Raw genomic sequence first — 16,462 nt, 5'->3', positions numbered from 1 at the left:
CCTACCGGGCTTGAGCCTGAATATTCTCTGTTCTAGACCTGACCCCGATTGTGCGCTGATTGTGCGCATGCACACTACCCCTATTTACTGCTTAGCTGTATCGCAGCATGGCACATTTGCTTGCTCATTTGCCCTAGTGACAGTTAAGCAAATCGTTGATTGCGACTCATACAAGCCATGCTGAGGTGTCAGGGGTAGTTGCGATTCCGATAAATCTAGATTCGGTCCAATTTCCCATAAGATTTTGAATCGTTGATTACGCATCATTTCCTCGAAAGAATCCCACCAGGTTGCGCCTTCACCTAATCTCAATCCATAGCCGGCCCATATTTCTCCGATGCCAACAAAAGCGCTCACGTCAACTAAGTTATTGAAGACTTCAAGGTATGCAAAAGGCGGGAGTTTGTCAAAAACCTTAAAAGCTTTTTGGGGAAAAATATTCTCGTCTGTTGCAGCCCACCAGGAAGAACCATCTGTAAGCCATATGTCATTAGGCTGGTTTTTGAGTCGGAATCCGACAAAAATATCGCCTGTCTTGGAATGATCCTCTGGCGGAACGACCAGGTAATGACTAAGTCCAACACTGTTGAATGTTTTACCACGTACCGCAACTTCCGGTAAGCATAATTCTACAGGTGAAGAAAATTCAGTAATCTTGGAGCCGATTCTCAAACGATCATCAGCCTGAGTTAGTGGCATGTTCAACAAGTAAATACACAGTACTGTAGTCAGTTTCTTGGAGCTGGGCATTTTTTATCTCCAGAATAATCGTTGTAAATTAAGAATACGTATTTTGCGATAGGTTCGTTTATTGAGGTAGTTACCTCATAGCGGTCGTCAAAAATTGTTGATCTAAGTACGATAACAGCTTTGATATATCATTAATTTCTTCAATTACATTTTCGTTATGGATAGTAAAGATGTGTCAAGGAGTAAATTATAAACGGCATCAATAATATTATAACTATTCAAGAGTTTTCTGTTGCTCTGCTTCTAGTAACTATTACATAACGATACAGGTATTAAATGAAATATTTTTATCTGGCCTAACCATTTATCTCGTCAACCCCGCATACAATACCGGCAATTTCTCCGGCAGCCGCTCCACATGATCCACTACCAAATAGTTACGCTCACCAAAAATCCGCGAAACATACTGATCTGCCCGTGGGTCGAGGCTCATGCAGTAGGTGAGGATGCCTGAGCGGCCAGCTTCTTCCACCGCTTTTTTGGTGTCGTAGCGAAGGTATTGTGGGTCGCGTACGTCGACATCAGCGGGTTCACCATCAGTGATGACCAGGAGCAGTTTTTTTGCAGACTTTTGCAGTTTCAGATAGTGGCTGGCATGGCGCATTGCGGCACCCATGCGCGTGGAAAGTTGCCCGGTCATGCCGGCGAGGCGAGCTTTGGGGATTTCGTTGTAGGGTTGATCGAAATCCTTGAAGCGATAATATTCTACATCATGCCGTCCATCCGAGCAGAAACCGTGAATTGCAAACGGATCGCCGATTTTGTTGATGGCGTTCGCAAGCAACACGGTGGCTTGACGGGTCAGATCCAGCACGGAGTAGTCATGTCCGGCGACTTTTTCATTGGTGGATTCGGATAAATCCAGCAGCACCAGTACCGAGATGTCACGGACCTTGCGTACCGAACGCATCATGATGCGAGGGTCAGGCTGCATGCCCATGCGGATATCGATCATCGAACGGATGGCGGCGTTGATGTCGATTTCATCGCCGTCTTCCAGTTTGCGGATGCGGCGGGTACCTTGCGGTTGCATGGCATCTAGTAAAAACTTCATGCGCGCAATTTCACGCTTGTATTGCTGCGCGATGTCGTCAATACATTGCATGTCGCCCAGCTTGGCGCGTTTTTCCTGTACCGTTGCCCAATCAGGGCGTTCCAGTTGAATCTGGTAATCCCATTCGGAATAGTGATAGGGCGCTGAAACTGGTTCTTTGCCTTCCAGTTCGTTGTAGGAAACACCGGTATCTTCATAGGGAAAGAATTCAGTACTCATGACCCAGATTTCCTGGGCATCATCTCCGGCTGATTCCACTTCGACTTCGTTGGCGAATTCCATCACATTGACATATTTGCGCACTTGTTTCGGTGCTTCATAACCAGCCGATAATGATTTATTGAAATCAAATTCCTCGAATTCCCAGAAATAACGATTGTCATCGCGATAAGGTGCGGTGAGGTGATCCGTGAGCATGGCGAAAGGAATATTTTTTTCTCTAAAGCTGTGGGCTAGTTGAACACCGATATCCCATGAGATTTGGTAGCTGTCCAGTTTGTCCTGTGCTGCTACAAAAAGACGGCGGCCTTCGGCAATCCAGTGATCTTTATCCTGATAATCAGGATCGAGTAAAGCGCGTGCCAGGCGATTGAGGTAATCTCCCATCGTGGCAACCATGTCGGGTTCGGCAGTATGCAACGCTGCCCAAGTTTTGCGCAATCCGGGAAAGCGACGAATAGCAAGTTCTTCGATACGTGCATCTTCAATCACGGAGATTACCGCCATTTGCATTGGATTCAATCCTTCCGCAGAAATGGGTTGTTTGGTTTCCACCAAGTGTGCGGCGGCGTGTGCAGCGGCGGCTCGATAGACTTCAGTGGCGGTAACATCGCCATGACTGTCATAGGCATCAGGTAAGTAGATGAAATAATTTTCAATATAGGGTTTGTAGCCTTCACGCGTTTCAAAATCACCAGAAGTGGGTTTCATGAAAAAATCACGCCCCCAAAGTGCGCGCAGATACATATTGATGCGGCGCTGTACATCGACAAACAGCGTACCTTTGCGCTCTTTTTGCAGAACTGCGAGTGACTCCTTGGATTCCAATCCAAAATACTTTATCTGCTCTTCGTAATCCGTGCGATGCGCATGTGCTCCCCACATGGCCCAACGGCGCAGGCCACCTAGCGTCAATTGTCCAAACAGGATATCCAGTTTGTTGAGCATGGGGCGCATGCCGCGAGGTGCTTGTGCAATCAATGTATTCAGGAATTGCAGGTAATTCTGGAATAACTGGGCATCACCCAGGCGTTTGGCGGCTGTGGGGGAGGTGGCTAATACCAATTCAATTACCGCGCCTGAAGTTCTTGACGCAAGCGAAAGCACGGAAGTCGCCAGATCGCTGATGACATCCTCACCAATTTCTTTGGCGACCAATGGGATTTCATCAATCCAGCAATCCACCAGACTGCGTCCACGACCCAATCCACGCAGTGCTGAGACGCCTTTCAGGTAATTATCCAATCCACGCGCTGAAAAAGTTTTGACTACCTCAGGCCAGGCATGACTGAGTAATTCAAGCGATTCCGGTTCCAGATCTTCCAGTAATTCTTTGTAGTCATCCAGATTAATACTCATCGTGACACACTCTTATATAAGATTATTGAGCAACTGTATGCAATGAACCTGCCAAGTTTAATTAAAGAAAGTTGACACAGCGGCATCCAATGCATCGCGCATATCAGGGTCATCGGTAATGGGGCGCACCAAAGCAACGCGGCAAGCGGCATGGGCATCTACTTTTTTGACGATGAGACTACCGGCGTAAATCAACATGCGTGTCGAGATTCCTTCATCCAATCCATGGCCTTTCAGATTGCGCGCACGTTCGGCAATCGACACCAATTTTTCTGCAATTTCAGTGGATACGCCGGTTTCATGCGCGATAATTTCACTTTCAATGTCATGACTGGGATAATTGAAATCCAGCGCGCCAAAACGTTGTTTGGTCGATTGCTTGAGATCTTTCATCAAACTTTGATAACCTGGATTGTAGGAAATGACAATCTGGAAATCAGCATGCGCATGAACGAGTTCGCCTTTTTTCTCCAATGGCAAGACACGTCGATTATCGGTTAATGGATGGATCACCACGGTGGTATCCTGGCGTGCTTCAACGACTTCATCCAGATAGCAGATAGCGCCATACCGTGCGGCGACAGCTAACGGGCCATCTTGCCAGCGCGTACCATTGGCATCCAACAAAAAGCGGCCCACCAGATCGGATGCGGTCATATCTTCGTTGCAGGCGACGGTAATCAGTGGTTTTTTTAATTTCCATGCCATGTGCTCGACAAAACGGGTTTTGCCACACCCCGTAGGACCTTTCAGCATCATAGGCATGCGCACTGAATAGGCCGCTTCATATAATTCCACTTCATCAGCTACGGGATGGTAATAGGGCTCTGCGGTTACGCGGTATTGATCAATGATTTTGCTCATGATGAACTCCTGTTATAGCAATCTGATAAGTATTATTTTGATCAAAAAAAACCCCCGACCCTGTTGCAGGTAAAGGGGGTTCCAGGGTAAGAAACCCGTTGTGTCTTAAACAGTCTTGCCGCGGTATATCACCATGGCGGTACCTTGTGATTGGTTGAAATTGTTGTAACCAATCAAACGGACATGATTATTCGGGTTGGCTTTATGACATGCAGCAGCCTCCCCCAGCACGCGATCTACATCAGTTTCACCAAACATGGGTAGCTTCCACATGTACCAGTAGGAGTCCATGACATACTCAGGTTCCGTATGTTCGATGGCTGGGTTCCAGCCTTTACTGATCAAATACTGTACTTGCTTTTTGATCTCCTTGTCAGCCATCGCAGGCAGGTAGGAAAATGTTTCAAATTTACGGCTTGCTGGATCACTGACACGTGATTTGTAATCGATTACTTCACTCATTATTTATTCCTTAATTTTAGAGAGGTGAAGAAGAGTAATGTTAGTCATTAGCTCTTCTTCTTTAACTATGCATTGCTTACTTGTGGGCTACGTCCAGTTTGTCAACTGTATCAAACTCGAACTTGATCTCTTTCCATGTTTCCATGGCGATTTTTAGTTCGGGACTGCTTTTCGCTGCCTTGGTCAGAATCGCTTTCCCTTCTTTTTCGATGTCAATACCTTGGTTACGTGCTTCTACGCAGGCTTCTAATGCAACACGGTTAGCAGCAGCACCAGCAGCGTTGCCCCATGGATGACCCAGAGTACCACCACCAAACTGCAAGCAGGCATCATCACCGAAGATTGCGACAAGCGCTGGCATATGCCAAACGTGAATACCGCCCGAAGCAACTGGGAATACACCTGGCATGGAACCCCAATCCTGATCGAAGAACAGACCGCGACTGCGGTCTTCTTTGATGAATTTGTCGCGCATGGTATCGATCCAACCGAGGGTTGCTGCACGGTCACCTTCCAGTTTACCAACCACGGTACCGGAGTGCAGGTGATCGCCACCTGACAAACGCAGCACTTTGGTTAAAACACGGAAATGAATACCATGGTGAGGGTTGCGATCAAGCACAGCGTGCATAGCGCGGTGGATGTGCAACAGCATTCCATTGTTGCGGCACCAGTTAGCCAGTCCCGTATTGGCTGTTAAACCACCGGTCAAGTAGTCATGCATGATAATCGGTGCGCCTAATTCTTTAGCAAACTCAGCACGTTTGTACATTTCTTCCGGGGTTGGTGCGGTTACGTTCAGGTAGTGGCCTTTACGTTCTCCGGTTTCACGTTCAGCTTTTTGGCAAGCTTCCACCACGAATTGGAAGCGATCGCGCCAACGCATGAAAGGCTGACTGTTAACGTTTTCATCGTCTTTGGTCAGATCCAGGCCGCCACGCAGACATTCATACACAGCACGACCATAGTTCTTGGCAGACAGGCCCAGCTTAGGCTTAATGGTACAACCTAACAGCGCACGGCCATATTTGTTCAAACGATCGCGTTCTACTTGAATACCGGTAGGAGGTCCGCCACAGGTTTTGACGTAAGCAATCGGGAAACGAACGTCTTCCAGACGCAGTGCACGTAACGCTTTAAAACCAAACACGTTACCTACCAGCGAGGTCAACACGTTAACGACAGAACCTTCTTCAAAAAGATCGATTGGGTATGCTACGAAAGCATAGAAACAGGTATCATCCCCAGGTACGTCTTCAATCTTATAAGCGCGTCCTTTGTAGTAATCCAGATCGGTAAGCAGATCAGTCCATACCGTGGTCCAGGTACCTGTGGAAGATTCTGCAGCCACTGCAGCAGCAACTTCTTCACGAGGTACACCGGGTTGTGGCGTAATTTTGAAACATGCCAAAAGATCGGTATCCAGTGGCGTGTAATCAGGGGTCCAGTAAGTTTGTCGATATTCTTTTACACCAGCGTTATATATTTTTACGGCCATAGTTTCTTCTCCAGTTAAATTCCACTCAACTTCAGCCAACAACACAGACAGAAAAGAGAGGATATTGCGTTACAAACATCAAACATGACTACTCAAATCTATGAAATGCACTATAGCGTTATTTATCTATAAGAACAAATCAGTAATTCTGATATTTATGATAAGGTTATACTTATGATAATTTTACTGAGATGATACATGCTACATCTTACTTTGCGACAGCTAAAAGTATTCGAATCGGTTGCTCGGCATTTAAGCTACTCGCGTGCAGCTGATGAACTTCATTTGACTCAACCTGCTGTTTCCATGCAAATTAAGCAATTGGAGGACAACGTTAGTTTACCGCTATTTGAGCATTTGGGTAAACGAATTTATCTGACTGAAGCCGGGCGCGAGTTGTATCACTATAGTCGTGCAATTTCCCAACAGCTATCTGATATGGAAGTTGCCTTGGATGAACTGAAAGGCATGGAGCGTGGTAAATTAAACATTTCGGTGGTGACAACGGCCAATTATTTTGCACCGCACTTATTGGCGAAGTTTTGTCAAAGATACAGCGGTGTTACCGTCAGTTTAAATGTTTCCAACCGTGAAGCAGTATTGAAACAATTGGCGGATAATCTGATTGACCTTGCGATTATGGGGCAGCCACCGGAGGATCTCGATATTGATAGCGAATCGTTTATGGAAAATCCATTAGTGGTGATAGCACCACCTAATCATCCGTTGTGCCAAGAACATAATATACCGGTCAAACGACTGGAAAAAGAGATTTTTCTGGTGCGTGAATCGGGCTCCGGAACGCGCGGTGCCATGGAGCGTTTTTTCGTCGAGCATAGCATCAAAATCAATAAAGGCATGGAAACGGATACGACTGAAGCCATTAAGCAAGCCGTACAAGCTGGAATGGGATTGGGGATTATGTCGCAGCATACCGCTGAACTGGAACTTGAGATGAATCGTTTAAAAATTCTGGATGTGCAGGATTTTCCTATTATTCGGTATTGGCATGTGGTAAATAGAAAGAACAAGCGGTTGTCCAGTGTTGCCAATGCTTTCAGAGAATTTCTGCTGAAGGAAGCTGCCACATTGATGGTTGAATCAAAAAAATAAAGGTGATTGTAGTCATAGTAATTTGGTATAGTTGCGTAGGAATAGTCTTACAGTTGTTTGGTGAAATCAGAATAAATAATTCAATGAGATTAAGAAAAGAAGGGCAGGCGATATGAGTGATATCGCTATTGATTATGAGCATTCTGTCAATGATGAAGGTACAATTAGTAAACTATAATGCATTTGTAACAACACAATATCGAGAGAGGAAGAACAATGTCAGGGCAAGGATCTGGTGGAAATGTACTTGCAGCGGTTTGTAGTTTTTTTATTCCTGGTTTGGGACAACTGGTGCAAGGGCGGATATTGGCGGCAATTTTATTTTTTGCCATCGTCGGGGTAGGTTACTTTTTCGCAGTGCTGATTATTCCTGCAGTCATTGGCGGAATTTTTCATCTGTGGTCGATTATTGATGCAGCAAGGTTTGTTGGCGTTGATTAGATTGCTTTTAATTCATAAATAGTTGTCATTTATTTTGTTGACCAGCGATGTGTTCCAGCCATGACTGTACTGCCATTTTAAATGTGGTCAGTGGAATTTTCTCAGGCTTTCCGCCTTCTTCTGCAAAGTCCTCTTCAATTTCGACATAATCCGGGAATAATCGCAGGCAGTATGCATTACCGATGCGTTCCCATTCAGGAAGCTGTCCGGAGTGAACAGCGCTGATTTTCTGTGACAGTTCACTCGCATCTTCTGGGCTTCTTTGTATATCGATCGTCAAATAAGCAATGATCAGGCGATGCGTGGGTTCATCGGGATGATGCCCCGGCCAGGTAAAAGGATGATCATTCATTCGAAAATTGGAAATGCTGTATTAATTTTGCCTTGTTTGGCGGGTGCAAAGCCGATGGTAAAAAACTTTCCATCTTTGCTGCAGTATTGGAGGTTCTCGTCTTGATTCGCTGCAGATTTGTTTTCAGGTTTGTTTTTTCCGCATTGCGTCCAATCGGGAGAACCAGATGGGCACTTTGTGCTTGAACTTGCCGTTGCATAACTGATGGAATTTAACACTTGTGAGAGGGTGCAATGGTCCGGAAACATGGATGAGAATTTGTTTTTATCCGAATGATCCTTATATGACCAACGACTGGTATAAATTCCCGCTGCATTGGGTTTGCTTTGAACGGTCAGGTGTGCGACGGTCGAAGGATTGTTGCCGCCAGGTCGCGAATGAAAACCTTTGGGGCGATTGTGGCTCCATTCACCACAAAAAATATGCTGTTGATTGATCTGCAATCCATTGTTCAATGTCGCCCAATGCGGTAGTGACGCGCAATCAATCTGGGCGAATACTGACGTTGGTGTGAGCATAAGCAAGTATAGAATTACTTTCAATATATACCGGATTTGCAAATAATCCATGTTTTTCCCTTTTTGCCAATTGCTAATGTATTAGAAGATAAAAAATTGTAATGGGCAGTTATCAGATAAAATTCAGTATTTGCTCAATAGCTGGATCATATTCTTATTTAATTATTTTTACATGTCATCTAAACATACTGCACAAAAAGTTGGTTTTATTTCATTGGGTTGTCCAAAAGCACTGGTAGATTCCGAGCAAATTCTGACACAGTTACGAGCTGAAGGTTATGAAATATCACCTTCGTACGAAGACGCTGATCTGGTTGTCGTTAATACCTGCGGATTTATCGATAGTGCGGTGGAAGAATCGCTGGATGCTATTGGCGAAGCGCTGGCCGAAAATGGCAAAGTCATTGTCACAGGCTGTTTGGGTGCCAAAGAGGATGGTGATGTCGTTAAAAAAGCCCACCCGCAAGTGTTGGCGGTTACCGGACCGCATGCACTGCCGGAAGTGATGTCCGCGATCCACACGCATTTACCGCAGCCGCATGATCCCTATACCAGCCTGATACCGCCCCAAGGAATCCGGTTGACGCCCAAACACTATGCTTATGTGAAAATTTCCGAGGGATGTAATCATCGCTGCACATTTTGCATTATTCCTTCAATGCGCGGCGACCTGGTGAGTCGGCCGATTCATCAAGTGATGCAGGAAGCGGAACATCTCGTAAACGCTGGTGTAAAAGAGCTGTTGATTATCTCGCAAGATACCAGTGCGTATGGTGTTGACGTGAAATATCGTACCGGTTTTTGGCAAGGCAGACCGGTTAAGACCAGGTTGACTGAACTTGCACAGGCGCTGGGCACATTAGGGGTCTGGGTGCGCTTGCATTATGTTTATCCCTATCCGCATGTGGATGAAGTGATTCCATTGATGGCGGAAGGTAAAATACTGCCTTATCTGGATGTGCCATTCCAACACGCCAATTCACGCATCCTGAAAGCCATGAAGCGTCCGGCGAATGCTGAGAATAATCTTGCGCGCATTCAGCAATGGCGCCAAGTCTGTCCTGATATTACCTTGCGCAGTACCTTTATCGTGGGTTTTCCGGGTGAAACTGAGGCGGAGTTTGAGGAATTATTAGCATTTTTGCGGGAAGCGCAATTGGATCGTGTGGGATGCTTTGCTTATTCGCCGGTGGCGGGCGCAACGGCTAACCAGTTATCTGATCCTGTGCCGGAGGATATCAAGGAAGATCGCCGTGTGCGTTTCATGCAATTGCAGGAGGAGATCAGTCGTCAACGTTTGGCCGCAAAAATAGGCCGAAGGATGACCGTGATGATTGACGAATTGACTGAGGATGGCGTTGTTGCCAGAAGTAGTGCCGACGCACCGGAAATCGATGGTCTGGTGTACGTGGATCAAGTGACTCATGGTCAGCCGGGTGATTTCATTGAAGTTGAGATTGTGGATTCGGATACGCACGATCTTTTCGCCAAGCAGATTAACACATAGCGCGTAATTCACTGTTCGCGCAATCTTCCCTATATTGCCATGCAGCGCCGCTGGGATATTTTTTGCAGAGTTGTTGATAATTTTGGTGATATTGGCGTCTGTTGGCGCCTGGCCAGACAATTAACGCATGAACACCACCAAAGTGTGCGGCTATGGATTGATGATCTGGCCAGTTTTGCCTGTATAACGCCGACTGTCGATCCAAACATCCAATATCAAGTAATACATGGTGTTGAGATTGGTCGCTGGCAAGAAGTATTTATTGCCGTTGAGCCTGCAGAGGTGGTGATTGAAGCGTTTGCCTGTGAGCTGCCGGAGGTTTATGTGGCTGCACTGTTGCAGAAAATAAAGCAACCTGTCTGGATCAATCTGGAATATCTCAGTGCTGAACCGTGGGTCACTCAATATCATGCGCTACCGTCACCACATCCGCGTCTTTCTTTAACCAAGACATTCTTTTTCCCTGGTTTTGTGCAAGGCACTGGCGGGTTGCTGCGCGAAAGGGATTTGATCGGGCAAAGGGAAGCTTTTGGCATGGCAGTAGAACATGCATTTTTACAACGCCAGGACTTGCCTGAACGTAACTCTGATGAAATACGTATTTCACTATTTTGTTACGACACTGCGCCAGTCGAAAAACTGATCCAAATATTATCAGAATCGACAGTGCCGGTTTTATTAGTCGTGCCAAAAGGAAAGGTGGCTGAGAGCATCATGGCATTCTTTGCATGTGAATCGGCGTTGATGACGCATGGGCAACTAACCGTGCAGGTCATTCCGTTTATGGAACAGACTGATTATGATCGGCTGCTCTGGAGTTGTGATGTTAATTTTGTGCGCGGTGAAGACTCTTTCGTGCGCGCCCAGTGGGGAATGAATCCTTTTGTCTGGAATATTTATCCGCAGACGGAGAGCGCGCATTGGAAAAAACTGGATGCATTCCTTGAGTTATATACCGTCGATATGTCGATGGAAATGGCTGCGGCAGTACGCGAAATGTGGCATTGCTGGAATGGTAGGAGTGAAGTAAATAGCGCAATCTGGATGAATTTCTTATCCTTCCGCAAGCCTCTTGCGTACCATAACAAAAACTGGGTTAAGCAATTACTGAAACAGAATGATTTGACATCCAGTCTGGTGCAGTTTGCTGAAAATCGGCTATAATCCGCTGCTTATAAATTTGATGCTGGGTTTTATTCAACAACATCATTTTTGCTTTTAACTAAAATTCTGGAATTGAACTATGAAAACCGCAATGGAACTACGCTCAGGTAACGTCGTAATGGTTGGTAATGATCCCATGGTCGTGCAGCGGGCGGAATTTACCAAATCTGGCCGTAATGCATCGGTGGTCAAAATGAAACTTAAAAACTTATTTTCCAGCACGACGACCGAAAGTGTTTACAAAGCCGATGAAAAATTCGAACTGGTTGTACTGGATCGCAAAGACTGCACGTACAGCTATTTTGCCGATCCGTTGTATGTTTTCATGGATGCCGACTATAACCAGGTTGAAGTGGAAGCTGATAATATGCCGGACGTTCTGAATTATTTGATCGATGGCATGGAAGATGTTTGTCAGGTAACCTTTTATGATGGCAAAGCGATTTCCGTTGAATTACCCAACACGATTGTGCGCGAAGTTGAATACACAGAGCCTGCGGTGAGAGGGGATACCACGGGAAAAATCATGAAACCGGCGCGGCTTGTCGGAACAGGATTTGAAATTCCAGTGGCTGGTTTTGTGGAAATTGGCGACAAGATTGAGATCGATCCGCATAACAATGAATTCAGAAAACGGGTTTGATGCATGTTCGGGTCTAAAAAAGCGGCGTTAGCCGCTTTTTTTATTGAATCATGAGTAAGCGCGAGTACTTCCACGCATTATGTGGCTGTATTTAGCTTTTTCCGAATAAATCATCCAGTGTGGCTGATAGCTGAGTAAATTTGAATTCAAAGCCACATGTTTGCAGCAACTGAGTGGGTACGATGCGATAGCTATTGAGCGCCAGTGCAGCGGCTTCTCCTAATGCCAGTTTCAAAACAAAAGCCGGAGTTGGAAAGAATGCGGGCCGATGGAGCGCTTTGCCGAGCGCGGTCGCAAAGTCATTGAATCGTACCGGATTGGGTGAAACGACATTCACCGCGCCGTGATAACGCGTATCCACAGCAGCGGCCACGTACGCTGAGACCAGGTCGTCAATATGAATCCACGGCAACCATTGGCACCCATCGCCGACAGGTCCACCTAATCCCAGTTTAAATATGGGCAAGAGCTTTGCCAGCATGCCGCCATCCCCCAATACAATGCCGGTGCGAATGCTCACCCGGCGTATTCCTTTGCTTTCAATCGCCGCGGCTTCTTTTTCCCAATCACGGCAGATGGTTTGCATGAAATTTCCCTGTTCAGGTACTGCATAGGATTCATCATAAGTTTCATCGCCATGGCCGGGATAAATGCCAATCGCTGAAGCGCAGATAAAACATTTCAGGCTGGAAGGCGCTGCTGCTACCAGCTTACGAGTGCTTACAATGCGCGAATCATAGATCTCGTGTTTGCGCTGGACTGTCCACCGACCATTACCCAGATTTTCACCCATCAAATGAATGATTATTTGGATATTTTTCAGTGCTTCGGCAGGCACTTCCTCATAGGCATAGTTCCAATCATACGCCGACACGCCTAGCTTTTGGCTAGCCTGCACAGCATTCCGGCTAAGCACCTTGATCGTATGGTGATCTTGCTTTAGACGCTGTACAAGGTGCCGGCCAATGAACCCTGTCGCGCCAGTTATGAGTATGTTCATTTTTTCTATGACTCATTTCAAAACTGATCGGTTAATACTTAGTAATGTTCTACATTTTGTGTAAGTGGATCTTTATCAGTGTGCACTTTTCAATCAAAATAGTAAATAAATAAGGTAATCCCCCGGCTATGCCGAGGGAATGATAAAGGTTTGATCGGGAGAAACGGTCACCTTGATTCTTTTAGCTTGACCAAAAGCTAGGAGAATCAAATGAGAGATTACAGAGGGTGACGCATACGACATGGGATTGTAAGTATCACGTAGTATTTATTCCGAAGAAACGAAAGAGGATGATATTTGGAGTGATACGTAAGCATCTAGGGAAGTGCTGCATGATTTGGCATAGCAAAAGGGGTGCGAAATATTGGAAGGGTATTTGATGCTAGATCATATTCATATGTGTATAAGTATACCGCCGAAATGTTCGAGTATCGCAGGTAATAGGCTACATTCATCACCTCATCGCCCAGGTGATTGATAACCTTCACGGAGATGCGTCCTTTTTGGGCTTATCAAAAGGCCGGGATATATTGTACTGTTCAGCGAATTCCAAGCTTCCTGATTGATCTCGGCTTTTAGTGTGGTTTTCAGCGATTTGTATGGATCGTTTGCCCCAAGAAAATAGGCATGACGAACAAAGAAACTCTCAGCACAAGTGCTTGCACTGATGCGCCGGATAGACGAATTGCTTCTGAACCATCCCTTTGCAGGGGCCAAAATGCTCAAACGTGAAGGAAGTTTATTCGGCCAGCGTCGTGTATCCACGCTGATGAAGCGAATGGAATTCACGCAATCTACCGCAAGCCCAGCACCAGCAAGCGGTATCAGGCGTATCCAGTCTATCCGCATCGGTTACGCAATTTGTCCATCACCCGCTCCCATGCCTGGGCAGCAGATATCACGTACATTCCAATGAAACGTGGCTTCGTTTATCTGTTCGCCGTATCGACTGAGCAAGCCGTCGGGTGCTGTCATGGCGATTATCTAACACCCTGACTGTCGACTTCTGCATTGAATCTGTGCAAGAAGCCATAAACATGCATGGCAAACCGAATATTTTCAATACTGACCAAGGTTGCCGATTCACCAGCTTGGAATTCACCGGGCTGCTAAAGGATAACGGTACTCAGGTCAGTATGGACGGCAAGGATAGCTGGCGTGATAATGTATTTGTCGAACGGCTTTGGAAGAGCGTTAAATACGAAGAGGTATATCTGCACGCCTACGACAGCGTATGTGATGCAAAACAAGGCCTAGAGAAATATTTCGTGTTCTACAACCAAAACAGACCTTACACCGCGTTTGACGACAAAACACCAAATGAGTTCTACTTCAATAACCTGCCTGCAATGCAAAAAACTGTCCAATCCAGTGAGGCCACTTCTACTGCAGATCATCCGCAAAGAGAAAAGTATACAGTTCTGAAAACCAGGATTTTGGATATACCGGATTGAATTCAGTCAATTATATCTAAGTAATAATTGGAAAAAACATGGCTAAAATCCAGGTATCAGCTTTATACACCAAGGTGTAACAAGCAGGGCTGGAACTTAGTCGTGTTCTATTTATAGGTAATATATCGTTTGTACTGACGGAGGCGAGGATTGGATGGATTGTAGGCAAGTTTTGCATTGCCCACATTGACAGCGACAATTTTCGCCATTAATCCCAATTTATTTTAAAAATTTTGATTATTTTTACGCTAGTTTCGATTTTGAAGGCATGAACTTTTGCCTTCATAGATTACGCACGGATTACGCATGGGAAACAAAAAAGATATAAATTTTTTATAACTCCTTGTTTTTATTGGCGTCCCCAACGAGATTCGAACTCGTGTTACCGCCGTGAAAGGGCGATGTCCTAGGCCTCTAGACGATGGGGACTAATTCATGTTTATATCGTTATAGCTTCACTAGCAATGATAAACTGGTGGAGATAAGCGGGATCGAACCGCTGACCTCTTGCATGCCATGCAAGCGCTCTCCCAGCTGAGCTATACCCCCTAATCAAAGGAACAGCGATTATACTGATGCCATGATTTATTGTAAAGAAAAGATCAATCTGGAAATTTGCTGAGACGATTATTGATACGAGCAAGTGTTTCTTCACGGCCCAGTAGTTCCAATACTGCATCAATTGAAGGAGTGTGTACTTCTCCGGTTACCATCACCCTCAGCGGCATTGCGATCTTCGGCAACTTAACATCATGATTCTTGGCTGCTGTTTTTATTTCATGATGAATTGATTCGCGCGTCCATTCAATATGATTCAGTTTCTCAATTAAATCAGCTAAAAGAGATTTTGTTTCCGAATTAAGGTATTGCGCTTTCAGTTCATCGGTTGGGTCTAGTGGACGATAAAAGTAAACTGCTGCGTTTGCCAATTCTTCGATGGTATTCACTCTTTCTTTTAATAAATTGACAACATGCGTCAAATTGGGGCCACCAGAAACATGACAATTATCTTTATTAAGGAAGGGCACGACCAATTGAGCCAAACGTGAGTTATCAGTTTTTTTAAGATATTGCTGATTAATCCAATGCAGTTTCTCTGGGTTGAATTTCGCAGGGGAGCGACTAATTGATGATAAATCAAACCATTCGATCAATTCTTCCCGGCTGAATATTTCTTCATCGCCATGTGACCAGCCAAGCCTTGCCAGGTAATTCAATAAAGCTTCCGGTAAATAGCCATCATCACGATATTGAGTCACTGAGACGGCACCGTGGCGCTTGGATAAACGTTCACCATTGGAACCTAGGATCATGGGAACGTGTGCATATTCTGGCAACGATGCATTGAGTGCTTTGAGAATATTGATCTGTCGTGGCGTATTATTAACGTGATCATCGCCTCGTATGACATGACTGATATTCATATCGAGATCGTCAAGTACAACGCTGTAATTATACGTAGGGATTCCATCACTTCGTAACAGTACCAAGTCATCGAGTTCATGATTGGCAACACTGATGCGGCCCTTGATCTGGTCATTGAACGTAACATAGCCTTCTAATGGGTTTTTGAACCGAATGACCGGTTTTACTCCAGCAGGTGGTGTTTGTGTTGAGTCACGCCAGCGGCCATCGTATCTCGGCTTTAAGCCTGCAGCTAATTGTCGCTCACGCATGTCATCGAGTTCTTCTTTAGTCGCATAGCAATGATAAGCCTGATTATTTCGTAATAATTGCTCGGCGACTTCGTGGTAGCGCTGTAATCGTTGCATTTGATAGAATGGACCTTCGTCATATTCCAGCCCCAGCCATGCCATGCCATCAAGAATTGCCTGTGTGGATTGCTGAGTTGAGCGTTCTTGATCAGTATCTTCAATGCGTAGAATAAACTTGCCGCCATGCCGACGCGCGTAAGCCCAGGAAAAAAGTGCGGTGCGTGCGCCGCCAATGTGAAGATAACCGGTTGGACTGGGTGCAAATCGTGTACGTACCATCATGATTATTGTGTCAACTATTATGCCGAGCTGAAGAAAAACGATAGTTTACGCGATTCTGCAGAGGCGG

14 protein-coding genes, 2 tRNA genes and 2 pseudogenes are annotated in these 16,462 nt (G+C 45.5%); 7 read left to right on the top strand and 11 right to left on the bottom strand.

Features of this window, described 5'->3' with window-relative positions; all coding sequences use genetic code 11:
• Nucleotides 1-84 precede the first annotated feature (84 nt).
• The 5 genes from C8R34_RS00155 to C8R34_RS00135 all read right to left on the bottom strand — a co-directional run bounded on the left by C8R34_RS00155 (nucleotide 85) and on the right by C8R34_RS00135 (nucleotide 6,206).
• Nucleotides 85-750 (bottom strand): hypothetical protein, encoded by a 666-nt coding sequence (locus C8R34_RS00155; RefSeq protein ID WP_110336651.1) that lies wholly within the window; start codon nucleotides 748-750, stop codon nucleotides 85-87.
• A gap of 304 nt (nucleotides 751-1,054) precedes the next feature.
• Nucleotides 1,055-3,382, bottom strand: coding sequence for a nitric oxide reductase activation protein NorD (locus C8R34_RS00150; RefSeq protein WP_110336649.1), 2,328 nt, complete (start codon nucleotides 3,380-3,382; stop codon nucleotides 1,055-1,057).
• Between the two features lie 57 nt (nucleotides 3,383-3,439).
• Complete coding sequence (locus C8R34_RS00145; RefSeq protein ID WP_062557613.1) at nucleotides 3,440-4,246, bottom strand: CbbQ/NirQ/NorQ/GpvN family protein; 807 nt, start codon at nucleotides 4,244-4,246, stop codon at nucleotides 3,440-3,442.
• Nucleotides 4,247-4,351: 105 nt separating this feature from the next.
• Nucleotides 4,352-4,708 (bottom strand): ribulose bisphosphate carboxylase small subunit, encoded by a 357-nt coding sequence (locus C8R34_RS00140; RefSeq protein WP_110336647.1) that lies wholly within the window; start codon nucleotides 4,706-4,708, stop codon nucleotides 4,352-4,354.
• 76 nt (nucleotides 4,709-4,784) lie between these two features.
• Nucleotides 4,785-6,206: a form I ribulose bisphosphate carboxylase large subunit gene (locus C8R34_RS00135; protein WP_110336645.1), complete on the bottom strand. Its 1,422-nt coding sequence runs from the start codon at nucleotides 6,204-6,206 to the stop codon at nucleotides 4,785-4,787.
• Between the two features lie 198 nt (nucleotides 6,207-6,404).
• Here C8R34_RS00135 and C8R34_RS00130 point away from each other — a divergent pair, with 198 nt between their 5' ends.
• Nucleotides 6,405-7,319, top strand: a complete 915-nt coding sequence (locus C8R34_RS00130; protein ID WP_110336643.1) for a LysR family transcriptional regulator — start codon at nucleotides 6,405-6,407, stop codon at nucleotides 7,317-7,319.
• Between the two features lie 216 nt (nucleotides 7,320-7,535).
• Entirely contained in the window at nucleotides 7,536-7,760 is a 225-nt protein-coding gene (locus tag C8R34_RS00125) for a hypothetical protein (protein ID WP_110336641.1), read from the top strand.
• Between the two features lie 25 nt (nucleotides 7,761-7,785).
• Here C8R34_RS00125 and C8R34_RS00120 read toward each other — a convergent pair whose 3' ends face one another.
• The gene (locus C8R34_RS00120) at nucleotides 7,786-8,112 is read right to left on the bottom strand and encodes a hypothetical protein (protein WP_110336639.1); all 327 of its coding nucleotides are present in this window, start codon (nucleotides 8,110-8,112) and stop codon (nucleotides 7,786-7,788) included.
• On the bottom strand, nucleotides 8,109-8,630 hold the full coding sequence (locus tag C8R34_RS00115; protein WP_165872482.1) for an EndoU domain-containing protein: 522 nt from the start codon (nucleotides 8,628-8,630) through the stop codon (nucleotides 8,109-8,111). The genes C8R34_RS00120 and C8R34_RS00115 overlap by 4 nt, the downstream gene beginning before the upstream one ends.
• A 172-nt stretch (nucleotides 8,631-8,802) precedes the next feature.
• Between C8R34_RS00115 and rimO the strand changes: the two genes are divergently transcribed.
• The 3 genes from rimO to C8R34_RS00100 all read left to right on the top strand — a co-directional run bounded on the left by rimO (nucleotide 8,803) and on the right by C8R34_RS00100 (nucleotide 11,944).
• Complete coding sequence (gene rimO / locus C8R34_RS00110; protein ID WP_110336635.1) at nucleotides 8,803-10,137, top strand: 30S ribosomal protein S12 methylthiotransferase RimO; 1,335 nt, start codon at nucleotides 8,803-8,805, stop codon at nucleotides 10,135-10,137.
• A gap of 39 nt (nucleotides 10,138-10,176) precedes the next feature.
• Entirely contained in the window at nucleotides 10,177-11,301 is a 1,125-nt protein-coding gene (earP, locus tag C8R34_RS00105; RefSeq protein WP_110336633.1) for an elongation factor P maturation arginine rhamnosyltransferase EarP, read from the top strand.
• Between the two features lie 79 nt (nucleotides 11,302-11,380).
• Nucleotides 11,381-11,944 (top strand): elongation factor P, encoded by a 564-nt coding sequence (locus tag C8R34_RS00100; RefSeq protein WP_110336631.1) that lies wholly within the window; start codon nucleotides 11,381-11,383, stop codon nucleotides 11,942-11,944.
• A 91-nt stretch (nucleotides 11,945-12,035) separates the two neighbouring features.
• Here C8R34_RS00100 and C8R34_RS00095 read toward each other — a convergent pair whose 3' ends face one another.
• Nucleotides 12,036-12,944, bottom strand: coding sequence for a TIGR01777 family oxidoreductase (locus C8R34_RS00095; RefSeq protein WP_110336629.1), 909 nt, complete (start codon nucleotides 12,942-12,944; stop codon nucleotides 12,036-12,038).
• Nucleotides 12,945-13,234: 290 nt separating this feature from the next.
• Here C8R34_RS00095 and C8R34_RS00090 point away from each other — a divergent pair.
• Together C8R34_RS00090 and C8R34_RS16740 are read left to right on the top strand one after the other, a co-directional pair.
• Nucleotides 13,235-13,422: pseudogene (locus C8R34_RS00090) on the top strand (transposase).
• Nucleotides 13,423-13,581: 159 nt separating this feature from the next.
• Nucleotides 13,582-14,287: pseudogene (locus tag C8R34_RS16740) on the top strand (IS3 family transposase); the annotation flags it as partial.
• A 464-nt stretch (nucleotides 14,288-14,751) separates the two neighbouring features.
• Here C8R34_RS16740 and C8R34_RS00075 read toward each other — a convergent pair.
• The 3 genes from C8R34_RS00075 to gltX form a co-directional block, all read right to left on the bottom strand.
• A tRNA-Glu gene (locus tag C8R34_RS00075) sits at nucleotides 14,752-14,827 on the bottom strand.
• Between the two features lie 44 nt (nucleotides 14,828-14,871).
• Nucleotides 14,872-14,947: transfer RNA gene (locus tag C8R34_RS00070), tRNA-Ala, on the bottom strand.
• Between the two features lie 53 nt (nucleotides 14,948-15,000).
• On the bottom strand, nucleotides 15,001-16,392 hold the full coding sequence (gene gltX / locus C8R34_RS00065) for a glutamate--tRNA ligase (RefSeq protein ID WP_110337118.1): 1,392 nt from the start codon (nucleotides 16,390-16,392) through the stop codon (nucleotides 15,001-15,003).
• Between the last annotated feature and the right edge of the window lie 70 nt (nucleotides 16,393-16,462).

This window comes from Nitrosomonas sp. Nm84 (assembly GCF_003201565.1).
Classification (GTDB): Bacteria; Pseudomonadota; Gammaproteobacteria; order Burkholderiales; family Nitrosomonadaceae; genus Nitrosomonas.
This window is presented reverse-complemented; position numbering and strand designations above follow the sequence as displayed.